This is a genomic window from Immundisolibacter sp. (assembly GCF_028696615.1).
Taxonomy (GTDB): domain Bacteria; phylum Pseudomonadota; class Gammaproteobacteria; order Immundisolibacterales; family Immundisolibacteraceae; genus Immundisolibacter.
In genome coordinates this window covers 1-10,890 of the sequence record NZ_JAQVGQ010000077.1, presented here as the reverse complement: position 1 = coordinate 10,890, position 10,890 = coordinate 1, and the positions used below count along the sequence as shown (strand labels likewise).

The 10,890-nt window shown below is 67.1% G+C and carries 11 protein-coding genes and 1 pseudogene; 8 read left to right on the top strand and 4 right to left on the bottom strand.

What is annotated here, in order from left to right:
- Positions 1 to 117 precede the first annotated feature (117 nt).
- Positions 118 to 545: pseudogene (locus PHC73_RS06850) on the top strand (phage integrase N-terminal SAM-like domain-containing protein); the annotation flags it as partial.
- 17 nt (positions 546 to 562) lie between these two features.
- Here the strand turns inward: PHC73_RS06850 and PHC73_RS06845 are convergent.
- From PHC73_RS06845 to PHC73_RS06830, 4 genes are all read right to left on the bottom strand, one after another.
- Positions 563 to 991 carry a PaaI family thioesterase gene (locus tag PHC73_RS06845; protein WP_300126069.1) on the bottom strand — a complete coding sequence of 143 codons (429 nt, stop codon included), beginning with the start codon at positions 989 to 991 and terminating at the stop codon, positions 563 to 565.
- A 4-nt stretch (positions 992 to 995) separates the two neighbouring features.
- The gene (locus PHC73_RS06840) at positions 996 to 2,561 is read right to left on the bottom strand and encodes a class I adenylate-forming enzyme family protein (protein ID WP_300126066.1); all 1,566 of its coding nucleotides are present in this window, start codon (positions 2,559 to 2,561) and stop codon (positions 996 to 998) included.
- An 88-nt stretch (positions 2,562 to 2,649) separates the two neighbouring features.
- Positions 2,650 to 3,807: an acyl-CoA dehydrogenase family protein gene (locus tag PHC73_RS06835; RefSeq protein WP_300126063.1), complete on the bottom strand. Its 1,158-nt coding sequence runs from the start codon at positions 3,805 to 3,807 to the stop codon at positions 2,650 to 2,652.
- Positions 3,808 to 3,810: 3 nt separating this feature from the next.
- Positions 3,811 to 4,632 carry a p-hydroxycinnamoyl CoA hydratase/lyase gene (locus PHC73_RS06830; protein WP_300126061.1) on the bottom strand — a complete coding sequence of 274 codons (822 nt, stop codon included), beginning with the start codon at positions 4,630 to 4,632 and terminating at the stop codon, positions 3,811 to 3,813.
- A 200-nt stretch (positions 4,633 to 4,832) separates the two neighbouring features.
- On the opposite strand from PHC73_RS06830, the gene PHC73_RS06825 reads away from it, so the two are divergent.
- From PHC73_RS06825 to PHC73_RS06795, 7 genes are all read left to right on the top strand, one after another.
- Positions 4,833 to 5,222, top strand: a complete 390-nt coding sequence (locus PHC73_RS06825) for a hypothetical protein (RefSeq protein ID WP_300126059.1) — start codon at positions 4,833 to 4,835, stop codon at positions 5,220 to 5,222.
- Positions 5,223 to 5,299: 77 nt separating this feature from the next.
- The gene (locus tag PHC73_RS06820) at positions 5,300 to 6,289 is read left to right on the top strand and encodes a 4-hydroxythreonine-4-phosphate dehydrogenase PdxA (protein ID WP_300126057.1); all 990 of its coding nucleotides are present in this window, start codon (positions 5,300 to 5,302) and stop codon (positions 6,287 to 6,289) included.
- Positions 6,286 to 6,975: an HAD-IA family hydrolase gene (locus PHC73_RS06815; protein ID WP_300126054.1), complete on the top strand. Its 690-nt coding sequence runs from the start codon at positions 6,286 to 6,288 to the stop codon at positions 6,973 to 6,975. The genes PHC73_RS06820 and PHC73_RS06815 overlap by 4 nt, the downstream gene beginning before the upstream one ends.
- The gene (locus PHC73_RS06810) at positions 6,972 to 7,331 is read left to right on the top strand and encodes a DUF971 domain-containing protein (protein ID WP_300126053.1); all 360 of its coding nucleotides are present in this window, start codon (positions 6,972 to 6,974) and stop codon (positions 7,329 to 7,331) included. Before PHC73_RS06815 ends, PHC73_RS06810 begins: the two co-directional genes overlap by 4 nt.
- Positions 7,328 to 8,467, top strand: coding sequence for an alpha-hydroxy acid oxidase (locus tag PHC73_RS06805; RefSeq protein ID WP_300126050.1), 1,140 nt, complete (start codon positions 7,328 to 7,330; stop codon positions 8,465 to 8,467). Before PHC73_RS06810 ends, PHC73_RS06805 begins: the two co-directional genes overlap by 4 nt.
- A 361-nt stretch (positions 8,468 to 8,828) precedes the next feature.
- Positions 8,829 to 10,052, top strand: coding sequence for an aromatic ring-hydroxylating dioxygenase subunit alpha (locus PHC73_RS06800; RefSeq protein ID WP_300126047.1), 1,224 nt, complete (start codon positions 8,829 to 8,831; stop codon positions 10,050 to 10,052).
- On the top strand, positions 10,049 to 10,890 hold an 842-nt coding region (locus PHC73_RS06795; RefSeq protein ID WP_300126045.1), incomplete at its 3' end, for an LLM class flavin-dependent oxidoreductase. The genes PHC73_RS06800 and PHC73_RS06795, both read left to right, overlap by 4 nt.

The window sequence follows — 10,890 nt, the reverse complement described above, 5'->3', positions numbered from 1 at the left end:
AACGTGAAATATACACCTTGACAGGTGTATATTCAGCCTCGACCCAGGTGTATATCACCCAGAAAATCTTCATAACTCGTTGATCGTTAAAAGCCATTTAAATTCATAGGTGGACACATGCCGCCATCAAGCACACCCGTGCCGCAGGGTTCTAAGCTGCTCGATCAGCTGCGCGACAGAATCCGTGTCAAGCATTACAGCATCCGCACGGAGACGCAATACGTGCAGTGGGTGCGCCGGTTCATCCTGTTTCACGGCAAGCGGCATCCGCGCGAGATGGGGGCTGGGGAGGTGGAGGCGTTTCTGTCGCATTTTGCGGTCGATGGGAAGGTCGCCGCGGCGACCCAGAACCAGGCGCTGTCTGCGTTGCTGTTCCTGTACCGGGAGGTGCTCGGCGTCACGCTGCCCTGGCTGGACAACGTTACCCGCGCCAAGCGGCCCCAGCGCCTGCCGGTGGTGCTGACGCGCGAGGAGGTGCGCGAGGTCCTGTCGCGGATGCGGGGCGTGTACGCGCTGATGGCCGGTCGTATGGCGCTGGCATGCGCGGGTTACCCGCCGTCTCTCAGCCCGAATCGGGGCGTTTGAGTATCAATAACCCGGACACCGCCTTTACGCACAGGTTGCCGTCGGCATCCAGGATTTCGCCTTCCACGTAGCCGGTGCGGGCACCGACGCGGATTACCCGGCCGATGGCGGTGATGTCGCCGGCGGTGATTGGGCGCAGGTAATTCAGCGTGAGGCTGGTGGTGGTCCACACGGTCTTGAGGTCGGGAAAGGTCGCCATCATGGCGTAGCCGACGGCCTCGTCCGCGTATACGGCCATCACGCCGCCCTGCACCGAGCCGCGCGGGTTGCACCAGCGCAGGTCGAACGGGAACGTGAGGCGCGCGTAGTTGGGCGCCGACTCGGCGATGTACCCGCCGAACTGCTCCATGGTCGGCGGTCGCGTCAGGTCGATGCGCGTCAGGTCCGGGCGTTCACTCGCGCTCACGGCGTCACTTCCCGACCAACTGCGTGCGCAGCAGGCGCCGGCTCACCTTGCCGGTGTTGCCGCGCGGCAGTTCGCTGACCAGGTGGTATTCGCGCGGGCGCTTGTAGTGCGAAAGGTCCGTCGCCTCCACGTGCGCCTTGAGCTCTTCCACGGTGACCGGCGCCTTGGGCACCACGAAGGCGGCGATGCGCTGACCCCATTGCTCGTCCGGGATGCCGATGACGACGCACTCGCTGACTGCCGGGTGGCTGAGCACGGCTTCCTCGACCTGGCTCGGCAGCACGTTGATGCCGCCGGAGATGATCATGTCGTCGATGCGCCCACGAAGATAAAGGTAGTTGTCCTCGTCGAGCACGCCCATGTCGCCCGAGCGCCACCAGCCGTCCTCGAAGATTTTGCGCGCCAGATCCGGCTGGTCCCACACCTGCGAGGCGACCGACAGGCCGCGGATGATGACCTCGCCTTCCTCGCCGGGCGGCACCTCGTCGGTCACCGCGCCGCCCGGGCGGATGACGCGCACGTCGGCGTTCAAAAACGGCTTGCCGACGCTTTCCTGCTTGCGCGGGTCGCGGTAGTCCTCGTTGAACATCATGGTGCCGCCGGCGCAGGAGCCGGTTTCGGTGGTGCCGTAGATATTGATGATGTTCGAGCAGATTTTGTCGCGGATCAGGCCCATGGTGCGGGTGTCCATGGGCTCGCCGGCGTAGCCGGCCTTCTTGAGGCTGGACAGGTCGTAATTGTCGAGATTCTCTCGAAACAGCATGCGCCACATGGTGGGCACCAGGAAGGCGAACGTGGCGTGCTCATCCTGCAGTTTCTGCAGGAAGCGTTTGGGTTCCCACTGCGCCATGAAGACGATCTTGCTGGCGGCGTTCAGAAACGGGATGGTGCAGTTGTACCAGCCGATGAAGGCGGTGGTGGACACGTTGACGATGCAGGCATACGGGTTGGCGTCGAACACGAAGGCGCCGCCGCGCGCGCTTTCGATCTGTGTGCGGTGGGTGTGCATGATGCCCTTGGGCACGCCGGTGGTGCCGGACGACAGCGCGATCATGGCCGTGTCGTGGCCGAAGATCGGCATCGGCTCGAAGTCGAGCCGGTAGTTGGCCAGATCGCGCGGGATGACCGGGTCGTCGCCAGTCTCGCGCTGGTCGGGCGGGGTGAGTTCCGATACGGCGCGCACCCCAAAACTCACCTGCGGCGCCGCACGACGCAGCTCGACGGCCAGCTCGTCGAGCGCGCCGTCGTACACCAGCACGCGCGGCGACAGGCGCTCAAGCACGGCGGCCAGAATCTTCGGCGACTCGCGCCGGTGCAGCGCGCAGGGGATGGCGCCGAGCTCGAAGGCGCCGAACAGAGCGACCACGTGCTGCACCGACGGGTACATCAGCAGCGCCACCCGACCGCCCTTGCGCACGCCGCGCGTGTGCAGCAGCTTGGCCATGCGCTGCACCTGGTCCTTGAGCTCGGCGTAGGTGTAGCGGTACAGGTCGTCGACCACCGCCTCGTGGTTCGGAAACCACTTCGCCGCGCGGTGCAGCATTTCGCGCAGGTTGGTGTCGCGTGTCATCTCGTCCCCTCGGTAGGCAGCGATTGGGTCGTCCTGACGATAACGTCGGCGGTCCGTCCGTGAACCGCCGATCCGGCGGACGCCGGGCTCAATACGAGCGCGGCATGCCCAGGTCGTGCTGGGCGATGTAGTTGAGCGTCATCTCGTCGGTGACCGGCGCGATGCGGTTCAGGCGCAGGTTGCGGTAGTGCCGCTCGACGCCGGACTCGCTGATGTAGCCGGCGCCGCCCAAGGTCTGGATGGCGCGGTCGGCCGCGTACAGCGAGGCATGCGCCGCCGCGTACTTGGCGGATGTGGCCTGGATGCCGCACTCGCGGCCCTGGTCGTACAGCCAGGCGGCCTCGTAGACCTTCAGGCGCGCGCATTCGAGCTGGATGCGCGCCTCGGCCAGCGGGAACTGCAGGCCCTGGTGGGTGGCCAGCGGCTTGCCCCAGATGGAGCGCTCGCTGGCGTACTGCACCGCCTTGCGGATGAGGTAGTTGCCGGTGCCGATGCAGCTGGCGGCGATCGCCAGCCGCTCCGGGTTAAGGACGCCGTAGAGCGCCTTCCAGCCCTTGCCTTCCTCGCCGACCAGGTTTTCGAGCGGCACCTTGAAGTCGTCGAAGAACACCGCGTTGGTGTCCATGAAGTGGCTGCCCATCTTCTTGAGCGGTCGCGCTTCGAGGCCAGGGCCCGGCAGGTCGCCGACCAGCAGCGACACACCGTCGGTGCGTCGCGCCGGGTCGTACGGCGAGGTGCGGCACATGATGCCGATGTGGCTGGCCACCTTGACGTTGGAGATGAACATCTTCTGGCCACGGACCAGATAGTGCCCGCCTTCCTTGCGCGCCTCGGTGCGGATGGTGGTGATGTTGGAGCCGGAGTTCGGCTCGGTGAACGCGCCGGCCCACAGCTCGCCCTTGACGATGCCCGGCAGGTACTTGGCCTTCTGTTCGGGCGTGCCGGCGCCGTTGATCAGACACCCGCCGAACACCGGCCCGCCCACGAACATGCCGCCGCAGTCGCCGCCGTTGCTGGACAGCGCCTCGGCGGCCAGGCACATCTCGACCATGCCAAGGCCGCTGCCGCCGTATTCCTCCGGAACGGTGATGCCGAGAATCCCTTGCTCGACCAGCGTGCTCCAGAACTCGCGCGGGAAGCCGTATTCTTCGTCGATCTTCTGCCAGTAGCCGTCCTCGAACTGCTGGGCGATCTTCTCGCACAGATCGACCAGCATGCGCTGATCCTGCGTGAGATCGAAGTCCATGGCTCAGACGTCCTTGGTGAGTGTGTAGGACTGCGTGCCGGGCTTGAACTCGCGGCGCTTGAACGACGCCAGCGCCGTGCGTACCCAGTCGTCGCCGGTCTCGCGCGACAGCTCCCACAGCTTGGCCATTTCGTAGTCGACGGCGTCCTCGAAGTCCATCCACTTGACCTTCTCGTACACCTCCTTGGTCTTGCGCAGCACCGTGCGGCCAAGGCGGCTGAGCATCTTCACCACCCGGTCGGTCTCGGCGTCGAGCTGCGCGAGCGGCACGCACTTGCTGGCGTAGCCCATTTCCTCGGCCTGCTTGCCGGTGAAGGTCTCGCCGGTGAGCGCGTAGTACAGCGCCTTTTTGCGCGCCGGCAGGTTGTGCGCGTAGGCCCAGCTGGTGCCGCCGCCCGGAAAGATGCCGAAGTTGACCTCGGACAAGCCCCACACCGACTCCTCGGCCACGATGGCGATGTCGCAGATGCCGGCCAGCTCCATGCCGCCGCCGAAGCACCAGCCGTTGACCTTGGCGATGGTCACGGCGGGGAAGTTCTTCAGGTGCTTGAACCAGGTGAACACGTCGTCATTGATGGCGGCCATGCGCTGCGGGTCGTCGAACGGCTCGAAGAAGCACTGCTCCAGGTCCATGCCGGCGCAGAACGCATCCTTGACACCGGTGATCACCAGCACCTTCACGCGCGCCTTTTCCACCTCCACCAGGGCGTTTCGCACGTTGTTGTGCAGGGTGGGGCTCATGCAGTTCTTCTTCTCGGGGCGGTTGAACTGGATGGTGGCGACGTCGCCGTCGATGGTCAGGTTGATGCACTCGTAGCTCGGCATGGGTGCTCCGTTCAGGCGGTTTGAGGTAAATGCCCCGCGTGGTGGCGGGGAAGACGATTAAACCATAACGATCGTTCGGTAGTGATGCGGGCGCCGGGTCACGCTGGCCGAGCGTCGCCTCGCTGCACTACCATTACTGCTACGAAAACCCATCGTCCGGGCGCACGGCCCGGGCCCAACCGGCGGAGTACCTGCACGTCATGTCTGAACCACTGAAACTTCAGGACCTCATGGAAGTGAACGGCGTGGTGGCGGCGCTGCGCTGGCAGCAGTCGCGCTTCATCAACGCCATCGCCTACCCGGCGCGGCTGGTCGAGTACCTGGGCTTCGACGACGAGGAGCGGGCCCGCCAGCTCATGCTGTCGGCCGAAGCCATGGGCTTGTCCATCAAGGGCGTGCTCGAGATCGACTACTACCGCGACCGGACCGGCAATCCGCACAGCCTGATGCCGGCCGACGGCTACATGATCCACGGCCAGAAATTCAACCTGGTGTGCACCCTGAACCGCGTGGCGGTGCTGGTGGACAACAAGGTCGACTACGACCTGAAAGCGTTGTTCCTGAAGTGCGCGCTGGTCCGCAACGACTGATTCGCGCCCCGGCGCCGCACGGCGCCGGCATTCCCTCGCGTCGCAACACACCAAACCAGAGGAAGGAGCGCTAGCCCATGCAAGACAAGCCCATCGTCGCCACCATGATCGGCGACCCCTGCGGCATCGGCCCGGAAGTGGTGGTCAAGTCGCTGGCGTTCGGCGGCATCCACGCGCTGTGCCGGCCGCTGGTGGTCGGCTCCACCGAGTCGGTGCAGCAGACGGTGGACATGCTTGGGCTCAAGCACACCGTGCGCCGGGTCACCGACGTGCAGGACGTGGGCCTCGATCCGGCCGTCATCGACGTCTACGACACCGGCCAGCTGCACCCGAAGTTCATCACCCCGGGGCAGGCCAACGCCGAGTGCGGGCGCGCCTGCGCGGCGTGGCTGAAGGAGATGGAAGACCTGGCGCTGGCCGGCAAGGTGCAGGCCAGCATCATGGGGCCGATCAATACCGACGCCCTGAAGATGGCCGACAAATTCGACGCCGTGGTCGGCGTCGAGGTCGGCAAGACCTACCTGTTCCTGATCACCGGTCCGCTGCGCGTGGTGCACCTGACCGACCACATCCCGCTGCGACAGGTGTGCGACATCATCTCGCCGGACCTGGTCTACAAGGCGCTGCGCACCATCCACGACGACTTCACGCGCTGGGGCATTCCCAAGCCGCGCATCGTGGTGGCCGGCCTGAACCCCCACGCCTACGGCGACGAGGACAAGCACCAGATCGCGCCCGGCGTCGAGAAAGCCAAGGCCGAGGGCATCGACGTCACCGGGCCGGCGCCGCCGGACAGCGTGTTCCGCTGGTGCATCGACGGCAAATACGACGTGGTGCTGTGCATGTTCCACGACCAGGGTCACATCGCCGTCAAGACCTGGGGCTTCGTCGGTAACTGCGCCATGATCCTCGGCTTGCCGTACATCCACCTGTCGGTGGCGCACGGCACCGCCTTCGACATCGTCGGCAAGGGCATCGCCAACCACGAGATGATGCTCACCGCCATGCGCCAGGCGGCGAGCCTGGGCGCCGGCAAGGGCTTCTACAAGGAAGCTGCCGGCGCGTGAGCACGACCGGCTGCGCGGGCGCTCCGCTGGCGGTGTTGCTGGACCTGGACGGCACGCTGGCCGACACGGCGGCGGATTTGGCGCGGGCCATGGACCGGCTTCGCGCCGAGCTCGGCTTGCCGCCGCTGCCGCCAGGGGCGCTGCGGCCGTATGTGTCGCAAGGCGCGCGCGGCATGCTGGCTGTCGGTCTCGGCCTGCGCCCGGACGATGCGCGCTACGGCGAGCTGCGCGATCGTTTCCTCGACATTTACGCCGACTGCTGTGCCGGCGAGGCACGGCTGTTCGACGGCTTTCCCGAGGTGTTGGCCACGCTGCGCGGCGGCGGTCTTGGCATCGGCATCGTCACCAACAAGCTGCAGCGTTTCGCCGCGCCGCTGCTGCGGGCGCTCGGGGTGTGGCCGGACGCCGATTGCCTGATCACGCCAGACCTGCTGGCAAAGCCCAAGCCGGACCCGCAGGGCGTGCTGCTGGCCTGCCAGCGGCTGGGCGTGGCACCCGAGCGGTGCGTGTTCGTGGGCGACGACCGGCGCGATGTCGAGGCCGGTCGGGCGGCCGGCGCGCGTACCGTGGCCGCCGCCTACGGCTTCGTGGCGCCGGGCGAGGACGTCGCCGCCTGGGGCGCGGATGCCATCATCGGCGCGCCGAACGAACTGCCGGCGCTGTGCCGGCGCTGGGGTGCGCCGTGAGCGCGCCGGACCTGACCGACATCGTGCTGCATCAGGCCACGCGCACGCTCGAGCTGCGTTTTGCCGACGGCAGCGAGTTTCGCCTGCCGGCGGAATTTTTGCGCGTGCATTCGCCCTCGGCCGAGGTGCAGGGCCACGGCCCCGGGCAGGCGGTGCTGGTGCCCGGCAAGCGCGAAGTGGCCATCACCGGGCTGGAGCCGGTCGGTCATTACGCGCTGCAGATCACTTTCTCGGACGGTCACGACAGCGGCCTGTTCGGTTTCGATTACCTGTATCGGCTGGGGTGCGAGCAGGACGCGCTGTGGCAGCGTTACCTCGAGCGCCTGGCAGGCGCCGGGCTGACGCGCGAGCCATGAGCGCCGCCTACGCCAGCGTGGATGACCTGCGCCGCGCGGCGCGGGACTATCTGCCGCGCATGGTGTTCGACTTCGTCGACGGTGGCGCCGAGCGCGAAATCACGCTGCGCGCCAACACGGCCGATTTCGAGTCGCTGCGTTTCTCGCCGCGGGTGCTGACCGACGCGAGCCAGGTGGAACTCGGCACTACCCTGCTCGGCGAACCGATCGCGCTGCCGCTGGCGATCGCGCCCATGGGCCTGTGCGGCCTGGTGCGCCCGCAGGGCGAACTGGCGCTGGCGCGCGCCGCCAAGGCGGCCGGTATTCCGATGGCGCTGTCGACCGCCGCCAGCCATGCGCTGGAGTCCGTCATGGACGCCGCGCCCGGCAATTTGTGGTTTCAGCTGTACATCTTCCGCGACCGCGAATTCGCGAAAAGCCTGGTGCAGCGGGCGCGCGCCGCCGGCTACCGGGCGCTGGTGGTGACGGTCGATCTGACGCGCGGCGGCAAGCGCGAGAAGGACATCCATAACGGCTTTACCGTGCCGCCGCGCTTTACCCGCCGCACGGCCGTGGACCTGCTGCGCCACCCGCGTTGGCTGGCGCGCATGGCGCCGCACCGCGGCCAGACGCTCGGCAACCTGGTCGGCTGGGGTGGGCAGGACAGCAACGTGGTGGCGTTGTCCACCTTCATGAACACGCAGATCGACCCCGGCATTTCCTGGGCCGACCTCGACTGGCTGCGCGCGCAGTGGGACCTGCCGCTGCTGGTCAAGGGCATCCTGCACCCCGAGGACGCGCGTGAGGCGCTGGCCCGGGGCGCCGACGGCATCATCGTGTCCAATCACGGCGGCCGCCAGCTCGACGGCGCGCCGTCCACCATCAGCGTCCTGCCGCGCATCGCCGATGCGGTGGATGGCGCGGCGGAGATCATCCTCGACAGCGGCGTGCGCCGCGGCGCCGACATCCTGAAGGCGCTGGCGCTGGGCGCCCGCGCCTGCCTGATCGGCAAGGCGGCGCTGTATGGTCTCGCCGCCGGCGGCGAGGCAGGCGTCATGCGCGTGCTGGCCATCCTGCGCCAGGAGTTCGACGTGGCCATGGCGCTCACCGGCAACCAGCGCGCCGCGGCAGTGCGCGCGGACACGCTGTTGGCCTGAGCGCCTGAAAATTCATGAGCGCTCAGGCCGGCCAGGGATGGCCGGGTGCGAATCGAGCCTGCAACGGCTTGATTCGCGGGAGCCCGGCCGGGCGTGTACCGGACGGGCGACGCAATAAATGCGCAGGACGCGCATTTCTTCACAAACCCCGAGCGCCAGGCGCGGCTTGGCAGGCCGCCGCCGTCTTCCGGGCGGCGCGGATTCCTACCGCGGTCATCACGGCGCTGTCCCGGGCCGCGGCCGTGCTAAATTTCGCCGCCCATGCCGTTAAATGATCGGTCGGTCAGGGGGCTGCCCGGTTACGCAATCGGTTTGCCTGGCGACGAGTTCCGGCGCTGGCGTGATTCGCACGGAGGAGAGCATGAACGCACCCGCTGGTCGGCCCAAGTGCGGCCACACGCAGGCTTTTGGTCTCGATACCGGACCGGTGAGCACCGCCACGGTGGTGTCGCCGGACTTCTTTGCGCGCGAGCGCGAGGCAATCTTCCGCCATCAGTGGTTCAACCTACTCAAACGCGCCGACGAAATCCCGAACCCGGGCGATTTCTTCGTGCGCGACATCGAGGTGCTGGGCGTGTCGGTGATCGTGGTGCGCGGCCAGGACGGCCAGCTGCGCGCCTTCCACAACGTCTGCACCCATCGCGGCAACCGTCTGGTGCGCGCCGCCGACGGCTGTGTGCGTGGCTGGCAGTGCGATTTCCACGGCTGGACCTTCGCCACCGACGGCACGCTGCAGTTCGTGCCGGACGAGGGGCAGTTCTTCGATTTCGACCGGCGCCAGCACGGCCTGCCGCCGGTGCATCTGGACACCTGGGCCGGCTTCCTGTTCGTCAACTTCGACCAGACCCCGCGCCAGACGCTGGAACAGGCGATGGGCGACTTCAACCAGGACCTCAAGCCCTTCCCGTTCCACGAAATGATCTGCGCCGGGCGCTGGCGCTACCACGTCAGGGCCAACTGGAAGGTGACCATGAACGCCTTCCAGGAGGGCTACCACGTTGCGTTCGTGCATAAGCGCTCGGCGCCGGATGCCTTCACCGGCACCGACAACCCGTACTGCAACATCAGCTACATGAAGCTGCAGCCGAACGGCAACCAGCACCTGTCGGTGCCCGGCAACCCGCGGCATGACCTGTCGCCGACCGAGCAGATCGCCTTCAAGTTCGGCTCGACCTTCACGCAGGGCACCGGCGGGCGCGGCGCCTACCCCGGCACCCAGCAGGACAAGAGCGCCGACTGGGGCTTCGAGCTCAACATCGTGTTCCCGTTCTCGCGCATCAACGTCGGCGCCGGCTGGTATTACCTGGACGCCTTCTGGCCGGTGGGGCCGAACGAGACCGTCTATGAGCTGGCCTACTACTTTCCGAAGCCGAACACGGCGGCGGAAATGATCAGCCAGGAGTTCAGCAAGATCGTGCTGCGCGACCTGTCGCGCGAGGACCTGTACACCAACGAGGTCACCCAGCAGGCGCTGAACTCGGCCGCCATCAAGAGCATCGTGCTGTCGGACCAGGAGGCCGCCGTGCGGCACCTGTACCGCACCGTCGAGCGCCTGGTGGCGCAGGCTGAGGGGGAAGGCGCGTGAAATTCGGCATCTACAACGAGATTCAGGCCTCGCCCGGCGCCAACTACAAGCAGCGCTACGACGAGTCGCTGCGCGCGGTCGAGCTCGGCGACGCGCTCGGCTACGACGTGTTCATGACGCTCGAACACCACTTCTTCCCGACGTTTTCCATTTCGGTGAACCCGCTGGCGTTTTTCGCCGCCGCCGCGCAGCGCACGCGCAGCATCCGCTTTCGCGCCATGTGCCACACGCTGCCGGTGCACAACCCGATGGTGCTGGCCGGCGAGATTGCGCAGTGCGATCACCTGACCGGCGGCCGGCTCGAAGTCGGCGTCGGCCGCGGTCACGGCTGGCTGTACGACCCGGCCAGCGTGCCGATGGCCGACAGCATCGGCCTGTACGAGGAATCGCTCGAAATCCTGCGGCGCGCCTGGAGCCAGGAGCGTTTCAGCTTCGAGGGCCAGCATTACAGGGTGCGCGACGTGCAGGTGGTGCCCAAGCCGTTGCAGCCGCAGCTCAAGATTTTCCAGACCGGCACCAGCGCGCGGGTATTCGCCGATGCCGGTCGCCGCGGCGGGGGCGTGGTGGTGGGCGCGGCGCCGCCGCCGATGTTCAAGGAGGCGGTCGAGGCGTATTTGGCCGCCTGCCAGGAAGCCGGCCAGACGCCGCAGGTCGGTCTGGTGATGCCGGTGTTCCTGGCCGACGACGAGGAAACCGCGCTGCGCGAGGCACGCCAGCCGATGATGCGCAGCTACGCCAACCTGGTGGTGCCGCAGGAGTCGATCAACGGCGACGACGTCAAGGAGCGCCTGCGCGGTGGCGGGTTCCACTTCTACGCTGGCGGCTTTCTGAACCAGAT

What these genes read in the sequence shown, in the direction of transcription:
- PHC73_RS06840 (WP_300126066.1), bottom strand. Translation starts at nt 2,561, where the DNA reads ATGACACGCGACACCAACCTGCGCGAAATGCTGCACCGCGCGGCGAAG.
- PHC73_RS06835 (WP_300126063.1), bottom strand. Translation starts at nt 3,807, where the DNA reads ATGGACTTCGATCTCACGCAGGATCAGCGCATGCTGGTCGATCTGTGC.
- PHC73_RS06830 (WP_300126061.1), bottom strand. Translation starts at nt 4,632, where the DNA reads ATGCCGAGCTACGAGTGCATCAACCTGACCATCGACGGCGACGTCGCC.
- PHC73_RS06825 (WP_300126059.1), top strand. Translation starts at nt 4,833, where the DNA reads ATGTCTGAACCACTGAAACTTCAGGACCTCATGGAAGTGAACGGCGTG.
- PHC73_RS06820 (WP_300126057.1), top strand. Translation starts at nt 5,300, where the DNA reads ATGCAAGACAAGCCCATCGTCGCCACCATGATCGGCGACCCCTGCGGC.
- PHC73_RS06805 (WP_300126050.1), top strand. Translation starts at nt 7,328, where the DNA reads ATGAGCGCCGCCTACGCCAGCGTGGATGACCTGCGCCGCGCGGCGCGG.
- PHC73_RS06800 (WP_300126047.1), top strand. Translation starts at nt 8,829, where the DNA reads ATGAACGCACCCGCTGGTCGGCCCAAGTGCGGCCACACGCAGGCTTTT.